This is a genomic window from Haloterrigena turkmenica DSM 5511, from assembly GCF_000025325.1.
Taxonomy (GTDB): Archaea; Halobacteriota; Halobacteria; order Halobacteriales; family Natrialbaceae; genus Haloterrigena; species Haloterrigena turkmenica.
In genome coordinates this window covers 1,684,542-1,700,633 of record NC_013743.1, presented here as the reverse complement: position 1 = coordinate 1,700,633, position 16,092 = coordinate 1,684,542, and the positions used below count along the sequence as shown (strand labels likewise).

15 protein-coding genes are annotated in these 16,092 nt (G+C 66.6%); 3 read left to right on the top strand and 12 right to left on the bottom strand.

Features of this window, described 5'->3' with window-relative positions; translation table 11 throughout:
* Window positions 1-92 precede the first annotated feature (92 nt).
* The 3 genes from HTUR_RS08035 to HTUR_RS08025 form a co-directional block, all read right to left on the bottom strand.
* Window positions 93-716, bottom strand: a complete 624-nt coding sequence (locus tag HTUR_RS08035) for a DUF7344 domain-containing protein (protein ID WP_148225381.1) — start codon at window positions 714-716, stop codon at window positions 93-95.
* Window positions 717-1,157: 441 nt separating this feature from the next.
* Window positions 1,158-2,348 carry a phosphotransacetylase family protein gene (locus HTUR_RS08030; protein WP_012942820.1) on the bottom strand — a complete coding sequence of 397 codons (1,191 nt, stop codon included), beginning with the start codon at window positions 2,346-2,348 and terminating at the stop codon, window positions 1,158-1,160.
* Window positions 2,345-4,474 (bottom strand): acetate--CoA ligase family protein, encoded by a 2,130-nt coding sequence (locus tag HTUR_RS08025; protein WP_012942819.1) that lies wholly within the window; start codon window positions 4,472-4,474, stop codon window positions 2,345-2,347. The genes HTUR_RS08030 and HTUR_RS08025 overlap by 4 nt, the downstream gene beginning before the upstream one ends.
* Window positions 4,475-4,641: 167 nt before the next feature.
* Between HTUR_RS08025 and HTUR_RS08020 the strand changes: the two genes are divergently transcribed.
* On the top strand, window positions 4,642-5,109 hold the full coding sequence (locus tag HTUR_RS08020; RefSeq protein WP_012942818.1) for a hypothetical protein: 468 nt from the start codon (window positions 4,642-4,644) through the stop codon (window positions 5,107-5,109).
* A 5-nt stretch (window positions 5,110-5,114) separates the two neighbouring features.
* Here the strand turns inward: HTUR_RS08020 and HTUR_RS08015 are convergent, their stop codons facing one another.
* The 7 genes from HTUR_RS08015 to HTUR_RS07985 form a co-directional block, all read right to left on the bottom strand.
* The gene (locus HTUR_RS08015; protein ID WP_012942817.1) at window positions 5,115-6,128 is read right to left on the bottom strand and encodes a metal ABC transporter permease; all 1,014 of its coding nucleotides are present in this window, start codon (window positions 6,126-6,128) and stop codon (window positions 5,115-5,117) included.
* 32 nt (window positions 6,129-6,160) lie between these two features.
* A complete protein-coding gene (locus tag HTUR_RS08010; protein WP_012942816.1) occupies window positions 6,161-6,898 on the bottom strand; it encodes a metal ABC transporter ATP-binding protein in 738 nt (245 codons plus the stop codon).
* Window positions 6,895-7,956, bottom strand: coding sequence for a metal ABC transporter substrate-binding protein (locus tag HTUR_RS08005; protein ID WP_012942815.1), 1,062 nt, complete (start codon window positions 7,954-7,956; stop codon window positions 6,895-6,897). Before HTUR_RS08005 ends, HTUR_RS08010 begins: the two co-directional genes overlap by 4 nt.
* 162 nt (window positions 7,957-8,118) lie before the next feature.
* The gene (locus HTUR_RS08000; RefSeq protein ID WP_012942814.1) at window positions 8,119-8,541 is read right to left on the bottom strand and encodes a hypothetical protein; all 423 of its coding nucleotides are present in this window, start codon (window positions 8,539-8,541) and stop codon (window positions 8,119-8,121) included.
* Between the two features lie 86 nt (window positions 8,542-8,627).
* A complete protein-coding gene (locus HTUR_RS07995) occupies window positions 8,628-9,821 on the bottom strand; it encodes a YihY/virulence factor BrkB family protein (RefSeq protein WP_012942813.1) in 1,194 nt (397 codons plus the stop codon).
* Between the two features lie 87 nt (window positions 9,822-9,908).
* A complete protein-coding gene (locus tag HTUR_RS07990) occupies window positions 9,909-10,934 on the bottom strand; it encodes a carbohydrate kinase family protein (protein ID WP_012942812.1) in 1,026 nt (341 codons plus the stop codon).
* 142 nt (window positions 10,935-11,076) lie between these two features.
* A complete protein-coding gene (locus HTUR_RS07985) occupies window positions 11,077-12,546 on the bottom strand; it encodes an aldehyde dehydrogenase family protein (protein WP_049941848.1) in 1,470 nt (489 codons plus the stop codon).
* 204 nt (window positions 12,547-12,750) lie between these two features.
* Between HTUR_RS07985 and dpsA the strand changes: the two genes are divergently transcribed.
* On the top strand, window positions 12,751-13,296 hold the full coding sequence (gene dpsA / locus HTUR_RS07980; protein WP_012942810.1) for a DNA starvation/stationary phase protection protein DpsA: 546 nt from the start codon (window positions 12,751-12,753) through the stop codon (window positions 13,294-13,296).
* A 757-nt stretch (window positions 13,297-14,053) separates the two neighbouring features.
* On the opposite strand, the gene HTUR_RS27325 is transcribed toward dpsA, so the two are convergent.
* Window positions 14,054-14,221, bottom strand: a complete 168-nt coding sequence (locus HTUR_RS27325) for a DUF7331 family protein (protein ID WP_012942809.1) — start codon at window positions 14,219-14,221, stop codon at window positions 14,054-14,056.
* Window positions 14,222-14,489: 268 nt separating this feature from the next.
* On the opposite strand from HTUR_RS27325, the gene HTUR_RS07975 reads away from it, so the two are divergent.
* Window positions 14,490-14,963, top strand: coding sequence for a universal stress protein (locus HTUR_RS07975; RefSeq protein WP_012942808.1), 474 nt, complete (start codon window positions 14,490-14,492; stop codon window positions 14,961-14,963).
* A 59-nt stretch (window positions 14,964-15,022) separates the two neighbouring features.
* On the opposite strand, the gene purM is transcribed toward HTUR_RS07975, so the two are convergent.
* Window positions 15,023-16,015: a phosphoribosylformylglycinamidine cyclo-ligase gene (gene purM / locus HTUR_RS07970; RefSeq protein WP_012942807.1), complete on the bottom strand. Its 993-nt coding sequence runs from the start codon at window positions 16,013-16,015 to the stop codon at window positions 15,023-15,025.
* Between the last annotated feature and the right edge of the window lie 77 nt (window positions 16,016-16,092).

The window sequence follows — 16,092 nt, the reverse complement described above, 5'->3', positions numbered from 1 at the left end:
CTACCGACTCCTGAATCGATGCGCAAAACGGAGTGAGTGGTCCGCGACTCGTGTACGAGCCGATCGGACCGGTTCGGCTCGAGCGCTCGTCACTACGAGAGTCGTCCGTCGCCGGTGTGCTTCGTCGCGGCGGAGTCGACTAGATTCGTCTTGATCGTCGTCAGGACGAACAGGAGCCCGATGATGGCCACGAGCGTCAGTTGGGGAATCACGAGGAGTCCGCTTACGGACGCCGCGAGCAGGCCGACGCTCGCCCCGACGAACATCGCGTGGGTGCCATCGAACAACTGATCGACGAGTCCATCGTCGGCGTCCGGCTGATCCGGACTCTCGTTCGACTCGGCGGCCTCGAGATACGGTCGGAACACTTCGATGCGTTCGGTCGGCCGGACGATACCGCGGGGCTTGTTGTAGTCGATGACTCCCTTCTCATCGAGTTTCGGGAGGTGGGACTGATAGAGCGGGATGTACACGCGCTGCCGTTGGGTCGACGTCAACTCCGCGACGGTCGTCTCGTGTTCCTTCGCCGATACGTGCTCGGCGATGTCACTCATCTTGACCGGTCCCTCCCGGTCCAGAAGATACGAGATCGCGTCTCGTCTGCGGTTCGTCTGGAGAATGTGAAAGATATCGTCCGGCGAGAGTGCTTCGGGTTCGTCGGACGGAGGGTCGTGGGAGGGCGTGCCCGTGGAGGAGCGGCGGTCTGTTTTGGGCATCATATCGTACATTCTCAGAAGAAAACCAAGGATACGTAAACCTTCTGTTTGCCCCTCATGACCAAAATGTTACTATGGATGTATCTAATTAAAACGAATGGGATATCGTTACGTATGGTCCTGAATTAGTGTGTTCTGCCATTCAGGCGCCACTGGGCAGCGAAGTCTGAGTGAGAGGGTATCGGTTTCTGTTCCGTATCCAGTGAATGTCGTTACAGGGCGATAAGCGGTTTCCCAACACGATTTGGATCGGTTGTGTATCACTCACATGTAAGTAGGGTGCCAAGAACGATCGGACTCTCCTCGAATTGATGCCGGACGACGCCACAGCGGAGACGGCACCTCCTCCCCGATTCGGGTGGGTCAATTCTCGGTGACCCGACGCCGGCCGTAAACGATCCGTTCAGGTGTGATCGACGGCCGAACCGAGACTCGAGGGCCCTAGCGAGAACCGTCCAGAATCGAGTCGACCGCCGTGTGGTCGGTCAGCAGTTCCGCCATCCGGTCGACGGTTTCCGCGTCGCGCGTGCGGCCGCTCCGGACGACGTCCTCGGCGCGTTCGACGGTCGTCAGCGTATCCGTCTGCACCGAGAGGATCGGCATCCCCTTCTCGGCGGCCTGACCGATGATCGCGCCCGACGGGCGGTGGCCGCCGGTCAGGATGAGACAGCGCACGCCCGGCGCCTCGAGCGCGGCGGTGTGGATCTCGGCGCGGTCGCCGCCGGTGATAACGGCCGCGTCTTTCGTCCGGCGGAAGTGGCGCAGGGCGCTGTCGGCGCCCATCGCGCCGACGCTGAACCGCTCGACGTAGGCGTCCCGTCCGTCTTCGACGAGCATCGAGGCGCCGAGCTCTTCGGCCAGTTCGCCGACGGTGACCCCCGAGAGCGTCCGCTCGCTAGGGAGCACGCCGAAGACCGGAATCCCGCGCTCCTCGAGCGCGGCGACGACGTCGGTCTCGAGCGTATCGTAGACGGCGTCCGCGACGTCGTTGTAGATGACGCCGGCGAGTCGGTCGCCGAAGGCGTCGACCGCGGCGAGCACGTCGTCGATATCGCCCGGAACCTCGTGGGAAGCCACGAGGACGACGCGGGCGTCCAGAAGTTCCGCCACGTCGGCGTCGGTGAGGTCGACGATACCGCCGACGTCGTACTCGCCGCCGCCCTCGACGAACATGCGGTCTCGGCCGTCGGCGAGCGTCTCGAAGGCCTCGACCACGCGCTCGCGGATCTCGTCGGGGTCCTCGCGGCCGCGGATCGCCTGCTCGACGAACGTCGGCGAGTAGACGACGGGCTCCAGATCGTGCATCTCGGCCTCGAGGTCGAGCAGTTCGCGTGCGAGCAACGGATCCTCGTCCAGGGTCTTTCCGACGTTGCTCTCGAGTCGGGTGCCCTTCGGTTTCATGTAGCCGACGCTGTCGCCTTCCTCGGCCGCGAGCCGGGCCAGTGCCAGCGTGATCGCCGTCTTGCCGGTGCTCTCCGCGAGCGAACTGACGAGGATCGTATCGGTGTCACTCGCAGTCGTGGCGGCGTCAGTCGACCGTCGGTCACCCTGCTGCTCGTCGGGCTGCCGACCGTCGGTCGTCTCGGTGTCGTCGGGAGTGGTGTCGGTGTCAGTGGGGTCAGTGTCGCTCATACGTATTCGTCCTCCGTGTCCGTCTCGTCCGGGAGTTCGTCCGGATCGACGGTGAGTCTCAGGTCGATTGCCTGTACGCCATCGGGCCCCGCCACGAGCGGGTTAACGTCGAGTTCGAGGACCGCCGGGAAGTCGGTCACCAGCTGCGAGAGCCGCTGGATCGTCTCGACGACGCCCTCGACGTCGGCGGGCTCGCGCCCGCGGGCGCCACGCAACAGCGGCGCGGCCTGGATCTCGTCGATCATGTCGCGGGCCTCGCTCTCGCCGATCGGGGCGACGCGGACCGACGTGTCCTCTAAGATCTCGACGAAGATACCGCCGAGGCCGAACAGCAACAGCGGGCCGAACTGCGGGTCGCGGTTCATTCCGACGATGGTCTCGGTGGCGGTCTCGAGGTCCAGCATCTCCTGGACCTGAACGCCGAGGATCGTCGCGTCGGGCTGGTAGTTGCGCGCACGAGCGACGAGGTCCTCGTAGGCGTCGTAGACCTCGTCGTCCGGGACGCCGACCTTGACGCCGCCGATGTCGGACTTGTGGGAGATGTCGGGGCTGACGATCTTCATCACGACGTCGCCCGCGATGGACTCGGCCACCTCGCGCGCTCGATCCGGATCGTCGACGATCTCGCCGTCGGGCGTCGGGATTCCGTAGGCCTCGAGCAGCTCCATCGACTCGACGCCGAGCCGGTTGTCGTCCCGTCGGCGGGCGCGCTCGAGAATCTCGTGGGCACGCTTCCGATCGACGTCGAACCGCTCGGGCTCGCCGACGGTCCGCTCGCGGATGTCCCGAAACCGGGCGAGGGCGTCCAGTCCGGAGACCGCCCGCGAGGGGTCGAAGTAGTTCGGAATCCCCGACTCGCGCAGCGTCTCCTCGGCGTCGCGGGCACGCCCGCCGCCCATCAGACAGGTGACGACGGGCGTGTCGTGGGCCTCGAGCTTGTCGATGACCGTCTCCGCCAACTCGTCGTAGGAGAGGACGGCCGTCGGCGCCGCGACGACGACCGCGCTGCCGACGTTGGGGTCCTCGAGTGCGATCTCTAAGGCCTCGCCGAACCGGTCGACGTCGGCGTCGCCGATGGCGTCGATCGGATTGTAGACGTTGGCCTCGTCGGGCATCGCCTCGGAGAGTCGGTCGATCGTTTCGTCGGTGAAGCCGGCCATCTCGAGGGTCGAGTCGCCGACGGCGTCGGTGGTGAGCACACCGGGCCCGCCGGCGTTGGTGACGACGGCGACACCGTCGGATTCGGGTTCGGGGAGTCCCGCGAGCGCTCGCGCGTAGTCGAACAGCTCCTGGACCGAGCGGGCGCGGAGGACGCCGGCCTGCTCGAGCCCCGCCTCGTAGGCGCGCTCGCTGCCGGCGATCGCGCCCGTGTGCGAGGAGGCGGCCTGCGCGCCGGCGTCGGTCCGGCCGGACTTGACGAGGACGATCGGGGTGTCGTCGGTCACCTCGCGGGCGGCCTCGATGAACTCCTGCCCGTCGTCGATGTCCTCGAGGTAGCCGATGATGACGTCGGTATCTGGGTCGTCGCCCCATTCGCGGACGAAGTCCGTCTCGTCGAGCACGGCCTTGTTCCCGAGCGAGACGACGTCCTGGAAGCCGATCTCCTGCTCGTTGGCCCAGTCTAAGACGGCCGTGATGAACGCGCCCGACTGGCTCATGAATGAGATCGAGCCCTCGAGGGCGTGCTCGGGGCCGAAGGTGGCGTTCATGCCGCTCGGCGTGGCCATGACCCCGAGGCTGTTGGGGCCGACGACGTTGAGGTCGTACTCCTCGGCGACCTCGCGCAGCCGCCGTTCGCGGTCGGCCCCCTCGCCGCCGGTCTCCGAGAAGCCGGCGGTGATGACGACGACGTTTCGCGTCCCGGCCTCGCCGAGATCGTTCAGCGCGTCGATCACCGCGTCGGGCGGTACGACGACCACCGCCAGATCGATCGGCGGCGCACTCGACACGTCCGAATAGCACTCGAGCCCGAGCACCTCGTCGCGGCCGGGATTGATCGGCACGACCTCGCCGTCGAACCGGTCTCGCAGGTTCGCGGTGATCGCGCGGCCGACGGCGCCCTCGCGGTCGGTCGCGCCGACCACGGCGACGGTCTCGGGGTCGAAAAGTTCGGCTAACCGTCCCATCGTTCGAGGCTTCGCCCAGCGGCGTGTTAAGGGTGGGGCCTGTTCCAGCGGGGAGAGAAGATCCGCAACTTGATCGCCGACGCCCGCATGCGATCGGGGGATCGATACGACCGTGTTCGGTGCCGCCGGACGCGACGATGCGAACGTTTAACACCTACCTGTAGGGAATGGAACACGTTCAACCGATGTCCGTTCACCGTCCCCGCGCGATCGCTGCCGGCACCGCGGTGCTGGGTGCGATCAGCCTCCTGACCGCGGTGCTGTTCTTCGAGACGATTCCAGACAATCCCCCCGGAGACGGGTTCGCGGCCGGTCTCACCGGTCTCTTCGTGATGCTGTGCGCGATCGTCGGCGTCCTGACGATCGCGGAGGCGGGACTCCTGTTCCTGGTCACTCACTTCCGTGATCCGACGAATCTGCCGCGACGGTTACTCACGCTGGGAGCCGTCGCCGGGGGCCTCTCGATCGTTCTGCTGGTCGTTCCCATGCTGGCCTCGCTGGTGTTCGACCTGTTCCTCCCCCTCGGCTCCGTCGTCGGTATCGGGCTCCTGCTCGTTCCGATCGGCGTTATCGCTTCCGGGCTCGGCGCGGTCGTCCAACTCGTCGACGAATTTCGCTCCGATAGCCGCGCCTGAGGTCGTCAGTGCGTCGAAATCGCCGCCGTCGACCGACTCGAGGCGGCGATCGCGAGCAGGTAACAGGCGATGGCGACGACGACGATCGAGCCGCCGGTCGGCAGACTGCCGCCGATCGAGACGGCGAAGCCGCCGAGGATCGACACCTGCCCGAACAGGATCGAGCAGAACAGCGTCTCGCGGAAGCTGTGAGCGATCTGCGTGGCGGCCGCGACCGGGATGACGAGCATCGCGGCGACGAGGATGACGCCGAGGATCTGCATCGCGCCGACGACGACCACGGCCGTCATGACGATCAGCAGGGTGTTGTACCAGGTCACGTTGAGCCGCGCGACGCGGGCGGCCTGCTCGTCGAACGTGATAAAGAGGAGCTGCTTGTAGGTCGCGACGACGACGGCGACGACGAGGACGCTCAGTACGGCCATCAGCCGCGCGCCGCCGGGCGTGACGACGGAGATGCTCCCGAAGAGGTAGTCCTCGACGTTGATCCCGGTCATGCCCCGACCGTAGCTGATGATGAGCGTCCCGACGGCGAAGCTGCCGGTCAGCATGATCGCGATCGGCACGTCGCCGTAGGTGTCGGTGTGTTCGGTCAGCCACTGGACGCCGAGCGCGCCGAGGATCCCGACGACCAGCGCCGCCAGCAGCAGCGAGACGCCCAGATCCGTCGTGGCGCTGAACAGCAAGCCGATCGCGACGCCGGCGAAGGCCGTGTGGGCGAGCGTCTCGCCGATCAGCGCCATCTCGCGGTGGACGAGGTACGTCCCCACGAGCGGCGCGACGATCCCGATCAGGACCCCCGTCGCGATCGAGCGCCACATGAACGGATGTCTGAAGACGTTCGTCCCGAGGACGTAGTCCAGCAGCCGGCCGGCGATGCGGTACTGTTCGTACAGCGCTCCCGCGACGGTGTAGTCCTGCAGATAGTCGAGGGCGAGAAAGCCGATCATAACCGCCGCCAGCAGTCCCGTCGCGCCGATTCCGATCAGTTCCAGCCGAAGTCTCGTCTCGCGGTGCATAACTCGTATCTCAGTCTCTCGATATCAGCGTCTCAATGGTGGTGGTGGACGACCTGTCCCGTCGCCCCGTAAGCTTCGGTGAGCGCGTCGCTCTCGACGAACGACTCGGTGTCGCCGTGGTGGTACAGTTCTGTGTTGATACAGGCGATTCGGTTCGCGCGGTCCGTGACGACGCCGATGTCGTGCTCGATCAGGATGATCGTGATCCCGTCCTCGTTGAGCGACTCGAGCAACTGGTAGAAGGCGTCGCGGGACTCGGCGTCGACCCCGACGGTCGGCTCGTCGAGTGCGAGCAGATCGGCCTCGGAGGCCAGCGCCCGCGCGATGTAGGCGCGCTGTCGCTGGCCGCCCGAGAGCTGGTTGACCTGTCGGTCGGCGAGGTCCTCGATGCCGACCGTCTCGATGGCGTCGGCGACGATCTCGCGGTCTTCCTCCCGAATCCGGCCGTGGCCGACGTGGGCGAACCGACCCATGGTCACGGCCTCGCGGACGGTGACCGGCATCGTCCCGCCGCCGCTGGTCGCCTGCTGGGAGACGTAGCCGATCCGCTCGCCGTCGTCGAACTCGTCGACCGGTTCGCCGAAGAGTTCGATCCGGCCGCTGTCGGGGCTGAGAAGACCGAGCATGAGATGCAAGAGTGTCGTCTTCCCGGAGCCGTTGGGGCCGATCAGTCCGAGCAGATCGCCCTCCTCGACGGCTAAGGAGACGTCGCGGACCGCGGGCTGGTCACCGTAGGCGAACGTCACGTTCTGGATGTCGACGACGGTCACTGTGCGTCTAGTGCTTCTCTGAACGCGGGGATGTTTATCTCTTCCATTTGCTCACGGTAGCCCCAGCCTTCGTCCTCCCACGAGGCGAGGGTCCCCGAAGCCGTCGAGAGGGGCATCGCGTCGGTCGCGTCGCTGTCGTCGAGGAGCGTCTCGACGAGAGGAGGGTACTGGCCTTCGGGGGCGTCGAAGGCGTCGTAGAGGATCGTGTCGACCCCGTTCTCGTCGATGTGATCGATGGTCTCCGAAATCTCTCCCTGGCTCGGCTCCTCGTTGGGGGAGACCCCGACGGGCGTGTGCAGTTCGAAGCCGTAGCGCTCCTCGAGATAGGTGAAGGAATCGTGGCCGGCGAAGACGGCGGTCTGGCGCTCCGCGTCCTCGACGAGCGCCTCGAGTTGCTGATCGACGTCCTCGAGGACAGCGGCGTACTCGTCGGCGTTGGCTCGGAACGTCTCCTCTTCGTCGGGATGGGCCTCGACGAGGCCGTCGACGATGTTCTCGAGGATGTCCCGCGCGAGGACGGGATCGAGCCAGGCGTGGGGATCGAACGAAGAGCGATCGTGCTCATGGTCGCCGTCCTCGCTGTGGTTCTCGTCTTCGTGACTGTGCTCACCGTCTTCGTGCGTCTCGTTATCGCTCTCGTGATCGTGTCCGTCGGACCCGGTCTCGTGGTCCCACTCGAGCAATTGATCGTCGAGTCCCGCGAAGCCGTCGACGACGATCACGTCGTCGTAGTCCCCCTCGAGCGTCGACGCGATGTCCTGGGCCCACGAGAACTCGGGCGTGTCGAGATAGACGAAGACGCCCGCGTCGGCGACGTCGCGGGTGAGGTCGCCCGGCGGACTCCAGCCGTGGCCCGACTCGCCGGTTCCTACCGGGTTCTTGAACGTCATCGTCTCGCCGCTGACCTGATCGGCCCAGTCCCAGAGGCTAAAGAGGGCGGCGTACCCCGTGTCGTACTCCTGTTCTGCGAGGTCTAAATCGTCGAGACAGCCGGCAAACGCGCTCGCAGCGAGAAGGGTCCCACCGGCACCCAGCAGCGACCGCCGTGTTCGGTTCATATCCGGAAATACGTCCGGTCGGATAAAAGCGTTATTATACCACTGATGCGAGTTATTAACTCGAGGTAGCTATAGGGGGCGTTGTTACTAACCGAGCGACGAGCGGGTTCCGGTGGCGAGGAAACCGAACGACGAGAAATGACTCCGCGAAAATCGGCGGACTCACTCGAGCGAGACGCCGAGTTCGACGCCGTTGTGGCGTCGGTACGCCGGTGGCTGGCCGGGGTCGGCATCGCGGACGACGTCGAAGACGTCGAAGCGGATCACCAGGCGTCCGGGACCGATCGTCGCCCGAAGGACGGGGCCACGGCTCGTGACGACGACGTACGGCGGCCCGGCGACCGGCTGGGCCGACAGCTCGTGGCCCGTCGCCGCGACGACGTCGGCCAGCACCACCGGCAGTCGCTCAAGCAGCCCGGACGCCTCGAGTTCCGACCGGAGGCCGTCGGTGACGGTTGTCCGGTCGGTGGTCCGCGACGTATCCCAGGGCTCGGCGATCCGGTCGGCGCAGTCCTGTATCGCCTCGACGACCGGGGCGTGTTCGGTCTGGATCCGACGGCGCGCGTCTCGAACCGGATGCGACACGAGTGTGAGTGGCGGCGGGAATCACTAAGATGTCTCGACTCTCCCGTCGAACGGAGAGAGTGTGTTCGATCGACGGCTGACAGTCGCTACTTCCGTCGCTCGACGGTGCCGACGTTCAGCGTCCGGACGTGGCGCAACACCGTTCGAGCCCCGCGTCGCCACGCCGGCTCCGTCTCCCGTCGCTCCTCGAGTTCGCGACGCAGGCGTTCGTTCTCGGTCTCGAGGTTCTCGACCGTCGCCTCCAGGCGCTCCGCGCTCGCCTCGAGGTCGTCGACGCGATCCTCGAGCCGGTAGCGGCGCTCGCGCTGGGCGTTCAGGTCGTTTTCCAGTTGGTCGCGCTCGCGCCGGAGGGTCTCGACTTGGGCGGCGAGTTGCTCGCGCTCCCGCGCGCCGTCGTCGACGAAGGGGTCGCGGTCGGTCGCGGCGATCGAGTCCTCCTCGAGAGCGGCCGTCTCGTCGCCGGTCTCATCCGCTGCCTCCTCGTCGGCGCCGGGCTCGAGGTAGCCCGTCCCGATGGCGTTGATGACGGCGCCCACCAGCAGGATCATCCCGCCGAAGTAGAGCCACGTCAACAGCAGGAGGATGGCGCCAAGCGGGCCCGCGGATTCCGAACTGGAGGCGAAAGAGACGTACACGCGGAACAGCGACTGGAGCAGCGTCCAGCCGAGGGCCGCGACGACGACGCCGGGGATCACCTGTCGCTTCGAGGAGCCGACGTCGGGGAAGTAGTAGTACATCGGGAAGAACGCGATCGCGAGGACGACGAACAGCAGGATCGACTGCGCGACGCCGAGGAAGGGGATCTCCGGCAGGAGCGCGACGATCGCGGTCGCGACGGCCGCGAAGATGAGTGCGCCGCCGATGACGCCGAAGACGATCAGCGCGTCGTGGATCTGGTCGAAAAACGAGTTCTCGTTGGTCGTCCCGTAGATCTCCGAGAACGCCGTGTCGAGCCCGCGGAATATCTTCAGCGACCCCCACAGCAGCACGACGAGACCGATGATCGTCGACCCCGCCGACGCCGGTGAGTCCTCGATCGCGTTCTCGATTAACAACTGACCGCTATCGGGGAGAAAGCCCTCCGTCGCGGTCGAGACCTGATCGGCGAACGCGTCGCCGCCCACGAACGTGACGAGGAAGAACACGAGCACGAGCAGCGGCAGTAGCGAGATAAACGCCTGATAGGCGATGCTCGCCGCCATGAACGGCACGTTCTTCTCCTGAATACCGCCGACGACCGTCTTCCCGAAGGAGAGGCCGTCGCGAAGATCCGTAGACATAGGCACATACGGGACCCGAACGGCGATATGCCGTCGGCTTGCAGCGACCGTGTGGATTTCCCTCGACGCCGGTAATCGGAGATTCCGTTACGAGTTCGGGCCGTCCTCGAGCAGCGACTCGACCGCGCTTCGGGTCGGCAGGGCGGCCATCGCCCCCGCGTCAGTCGTCGCCGTCGCGGCGACCGCGCCCGCGAACGCGAGCGTCTCCTCGAGCGACCTGCCGTCGCGAAACGCGGCGATGGCGCCGGCGACGAACGCGTCGCCCGCACCGGTCGTATCGATCACGTCGACGTCGAACCCGGCGTGGCTCGCGACGCGCACGTTCGACTCGGCGTTCCCCGGCGAGTCGGTCCACGGCGCGCGTTCCGACGCGGCCGCGACGGCGCCCTCGCTCCCGCGCGTGACGAAGACGGTGTGCGGTCCGTCGCCGCCGGTCCCGCCTTCGAGGACCCCTCGAGCGATCGCGTCCGGCGCCGAGCGGGACCCGTCAGCGGTTGCCTCGAAGCCCAGCCGCTCGAGTTCGCCGACGGTCGCCTTGCAGACGTCGACGTGGGCCAGCGCCTCGCGGCCGACGCTGGCGAACGTCTCCTCGTCGGGCCAGAGCTCGGGCCTGAAATTCGGATCGAACGAGGTCGTACAGCCCGCGGCGGCGGCCCGCTCGAGCAGGTCGAGCGTCGCCTCGCGAGCCGGCTCGCTGGCGAGGGTGACGCCGCCCGCGTGGACCCACTCGAGGGACTCGAGCGTCGCGTCGTCGATCCGGCCGGGCTCGAAGCGGGTGTCGGCGGTGTCCTCGCGGTAGAAGGTGAACTCGCGGTCGCCGGTCTCGTCGTGGGTGACGAACGCGAGCGTCGTTTTCGCGTCGGAGTCGCGCTCGACGAACCGATCGGGGAGTCCCTCGTCCGCGAGGACGCCCTCGAGGTACCGACCGAACGGGTCCGCGCCGACGCGGGTCCAGAACAGCGGCGGGTCCTCGAGTCGCGCGAGGCCGACGGCGACGTTGGCCGGCGCGCCGCCGGGCCGGCGGTCGAAACCGGGGACGTCCTCGAGCGGTCCGGGGCGCTCAGGGATGAAGTCGATCAGCGTCTCGCCGGCTACGAGTACGTCGCGAGTCATGTCTGCGTATCCGTCGGCCGGCGGTTTATGGATACCGAGCGCTGGCGGATCGTCGGCGGCGCGACGCTGGCAGCGGCGCCGGCGCTATCGCTCTCGAGCGGCCGGTCGAAACGAGAGAAAGCGTAGAGAGATCGGTGTCGCCTTACAGAATGATGCTCTTCTCGCGCATCATCTCGTGGATCGAGGCGTCGAGGCCCTCGCGGCCGATACCGGAGTCCTTGTTGCCGCCGAAGGGGATGTCGCCCAGCCCGTGGCTCGGCGCGCCGTTGATCCGGACCGCGCCGGCGTCGACGCGGTTCGCGACGTTCATCGCGCGCTTGTGGTCGTTCGTGAAGACGGCCGCGTCGAGGGCCAGATCGGAGCCGTTGGCGATCTCGATCGCCTCTTCCTCGTCGCTGAAGGTCGTGACGACGGCGATGGGGCCGAACTGCTCCTCGTCGACGATGCGGGCGTCGTGGGGGACGTTCGCCAGCAGCGTCGGCTCGAAGAACTGGTCGCCGAGTTCATCCGGGACGCCCTCGGGGGCGTGGCGACTCCCGCCGCGGACGAGGTCGGCGCCCTTCTCGACAGCGTCCTCGACGAGCGTTTCGACCCAGTCGGCCTGATCGACGCTGATCAGCGGGCCGAAGGCGGTGTCCTCCTCGAAGAGGTCACCGGCGGTCCAGGCGTCCATCTGGCCATCGATCAGGTCGACGAGCTCGTCGTGGACCGACTCGTGGGCGAGCACCCGGGAGACGGCCGAACAGCGCTGGCCGGCGTACTTGAACGAGCCCTTGGCGCAGTTGCCCGCGACGTCGGCGAGGTCGGCGTCCTCGAAGACGATCGCCGGGGCGTTGCCGCCCAGTTCCATGTGCAGGTTGACCATGCCGCTCTCGCGGGCGACGTGTTTGCCGGCGCCCGAAGACCCGGTCATCGCGATGGCGTTGACGCGGTCGTCGCCCGACAGGACGTCGCCGATCTCGCTGGCCTCACCCGGGACGAAGTTGAACGCGCCGTCGGGGATGCCGTCGACCTCGCTGATGACGTCGGCGAGGATCGCCGCCGAGATGGGCGTCTTGCTGGCCGGTTTGAGCAGGACGCTGTTACCGGCGGCGAGTGCAGGGGCTACCTGTAATGCCGTGGTCGCCAACGGATAGTTGTACGGCGTGATACACAGCACCGCGCCGATCGGCTCGTGTTTGACGATCGCCTGCCAGCCCTCGTGGCCGGCCGTCGAGCCCTCCCGGTACTCGCCCTGGCTGACGACGTTGCGAGCCTCCTCGGCCGCGCGGTCGAATCGCTCGGCGGCCTGCCCGACCTCGCCGCGGGCCGAGGAGATCGGTTTCCCGGCCTCGCGGACGATGACCTCCGCGAGTTCCTCCTCACGCTCGCGCAGCCCCTCGGCGATCGTTTCACACCACGTCGCGCGCTCGACGACCGTCGTCTCGCGCATGCGCGGCTTGATCTCGTGGGCTGCCTCGAGGGCGGCGTGGGCCGCAGCCGGATCCGCAGCGGTCACCTGTGCGAAGGTGCCTCCGTCGGCGAGATCCGAGACCGGGATCGCGTTTTCGGTCTCGAGCCACTCACCGTCGATGTACAGTCGCTCTCTCCGCTGTGCGGCTCTCGTTGCCATACCTATCTCTTGGAGGGCCATACTGAAAGAGTTTACTCATGGTTGAAAAAATAACGTAGGTGTTGATGCCCTCGGTCGGTAACGCGTGGTTGTTAGGTAGACCAAAATCTATGGCGCATATGATGAAGTGTGCTTTTCGATTACGGAAAAAATGTTCTTGCATGGGAAATCTTTAAGGGGAACGCGCGCGTCTATTCGGATACAATGAGCACTCAAGAGACCGTCCGCCAGTCGGCAGACAGCGTCGAGGGGAACGAACTCCGACTCGATCAGGAGAAGTCCGAACAGATCGTCGACGCGCTGAACACGGAGCTCGCGAACTCGTACGTCCTCTACCACCAGCTCAAGAAGCACCACTGGGTCGTCGAGGGCGCCGAGTTCCTGCCGCTCCACGAGTTCTTAGAAGAGGCCTACGAGCACGTCGAAGAGGGTGCCGACCACATCGCCGAGCGCGCCCAGGCGCTGGGCGGCGTTCCCGTCTCCGGCCCGTCGAACCTCGAGGAGCGCGCCACCGTCGAGTTCGAGGGCGAGGACGTCTACGACGTCCGCACGATGTTCGAGAACGACCTCGAGATGTACGGTGACATCATCGAGTCGATGCGCGGCAGCATCGAACTCGCCGAGAACCTCGGCGACCCCGCCACCGGCGAGATGCTGCGCGAGATCCTCGTCCACCTCGAGGAAGACGGCCACCACTTCGAACACTACCTCGAGGACGACACGCTCGTCCTCGAGGAGGCCACGAAGTAATCGGGCGACGGAATCGCCAGTCACCGAACCGCGTCGCCGATCGACTCCGCGTTTTTTCGACGACGTCTCGAGACGTCAGCGAGTAGCCTCTGCACTCGAGGGGTGACACCGATACCCGGAGTCCGTTCCGCAACGTATTATTTCGAACCGCTGAACCGGCATACGGTCGGCGCGCGCTGTCGGTCGGCCGAGCGACGCGAGATGCTCGCGCTGCTCGCAGCTCGGAAAGCGAACGGTGACCACAGGGAGCCGTGAGCGACTGCGAGGTCGGCCGACGATGGTGCGGAGGAACGAGTGAGTGAAACGAGCGTAGCGCGGAACCAACGGTTCCGCGGACCATGCGAATAGTGCGAGACCGGCGGTCTCGCATACCGTGCGAACGGCCGGAGGCCGTGAGCAGAGGGCGCTGCGCGCCCGTGAGCAGAAATCGGATGGGGTGGGTGTGGAGATCCCCAGTGTCAGCGAAAGTAGCAGAACGCTGCATCGTTCGAGCCGCTTTCAGTCGGTGACCGAAGCCGGGACCGCGAACGGTACGAAGAACGAACCGATGCATTCGGCTCTCTCTAGCCGATTCGGTCTCGAATCCAACCGAAACGGGGGACTGAAGATGACGCCTCGCAGACGCTATCTGGCGTCAAAACCGAAGAGGGAGGATCCATTGCCGAGGTCAGTCGGCGTGGCGGTTCGGTCCGTCGGGTCAGCGACGGCCGAGCGGTGCGGTCGAGCCGTGGAGGTCGTGTCGGACCCGTCCCGACGGTCAGCGCTCGAGGTCGACGGTGAGGTCGGTCGCGATCCAGCCGTCGTTGTTGTCGCGCTCGGTGAAGACGGTCTTGCCGGGGCGCGTCTCGTGGCTGGTAACGACCGCTGCCTGCTCCTCGGGTTCTTCGTCGGCGTCGGAATCCTGCCTGCGGGCGGGTACGTCCATCACGTGGAGTTAGGTATACCTAAATCTAAAAAGGTTTTGGTCGGCCTAACTCTCTGGGAACCGACTGGTACGTGCGAGCTCGGACCACTCCCTCACACTGGTCGACGCCGTGCCCGTGCGCGCGGCGTTCGACGTCGTTCAGGGCGATATCGCCGCACATCACGTCGACGCGTCCGCTGTCCGCTCGAGCCGGGCTCTCGTCCGTCCGCCTTCAAGACGCCATCTGTTGTCGGGAACAAATAACTCACCGGTGCTCGAAGCCGAGCGTATGGGGCGGCACGTACTGGTGGCGATGGGCAGGACAGACGCGTCGGACGCGGCGCTCGAGTACGCGTTCGGAGAGTATCCCGTGGCGAGAATTTCCGTGCTCCACGTCACCGACGCGGCGGGTCCGCTCGCCCGGTTCGGCGGCCGGGATCCCTGCGAGTACGTGATCCCCGAACTGACTGCCGAACGGAGCGCGGAACTGCTCCCGACGCCGGATCGTTTTACGCGAGCCCAGTGCCGACGGGCCGAGCAGGTCCTCTCCCGCGCGCACGAACTCGCCGAGCGCCACGACCGAGAGATCGAACCGGTCGTCCGCTCGGGCGGCGCGGCGAGGGAGATCACCGACTACGCGGCGGAGCACGGGGTCGACCACATCGTCATCGCGGACCACCCGCCGACGGCGTTCCGGCCGGTCTTCCGATCGGTCCCCGAGTCGGTCGCCCGCAACGCCAGCGCGCCGGTCACGACGCTCTGATCGCGCCGCGACGATCGCTTCTTCGTCTCGACCGCTCGAGTCCGAGCGGTGGGTCTCGATCAGGACAGCGAGAGCCCGCGGATCTCGACCGAATCGCCCTCCTCGACGCGGCCGATGATCCGTCCGTCGGTGGCGGCCGCGAGGTCCTCGGCGCGATCCTCGGGCAGTGCGACGACGAACCCGGTTCCCATGTTGAACGTCCGGTGCATCTCCTCGTCAGTCACGTTCCCTTCCTCCTGGACGAACTCGAAAACCGCCTGGGCGGGGAACGGGTCGTCGACGACGTACTCGAACTCGCCCATTCGGTGCAGGTTGGTCCAGCCGCCACCCGTGACGTGGGCCGCCGCGCGCACGCCGTGGTCGCGCATCGGCTCGAGCAAGTCCGTGTAGATTCGGGTCGGCCGGAGCAGTTCCTCGCCGATCGTCCGCTCGGGGTTCGGCGGGAACGGATCGGCGTAGTCGTGCTCCCGCGTCGCGGCCTCGCGGGCGAGGGTGAGCCCGTTCGAGTGGATCCCGTTCGAGGCGAAGCCGACGAGGACGTCGCCGACCTGCGCCTCGCCTTCGAAGATCTCGTCTTTCCCGGCGAGGCCGGCGCAGGTCCCCGCGAGATCGAATCCCTTGACGACCTCGGGCATGACCGCCGTCTCGCCGCCGAGCATCGTCAGATCGGCCTCCTCTAAGCCCACGGCGAGCCCCTCGCCGATCTGATTCGTGAGCTCCTCGTCGGGTTCGTCGATCGCGAGGTAGTCGACGAAGGCCACGGGCTCGACGCCCGCGGCCACGAGGTCGTTGACGTTCATCGCGATGCAGTCGATGCCGATCGTCGAGAAGTCCTCGATGGCTTCCGCCACCAGCAGTTTGGTGCCGACGCCATCGGTCGCCAGCGCCAGATAGCGGTCGCCGATGTCGATTAGGCCGGCGTACTCGGTCCGCAGGTCGCTGCCGAAGGCCTCGAGCAAGGCCGCGGTCGCGTCCTCGCTGGCTTCGATGTCGACGCCCGTCTCCGCGTAGGTGAGTCGTTCCTCGCTCCCGTCGTCCGCTGAATCGGTCATGTCTGAACGACCTCCCGGGGCGAGCAAAAGGTCACCGGTCCGGGCGAGCGACCGCGAGTCCGCGTCTCCACAGCAAC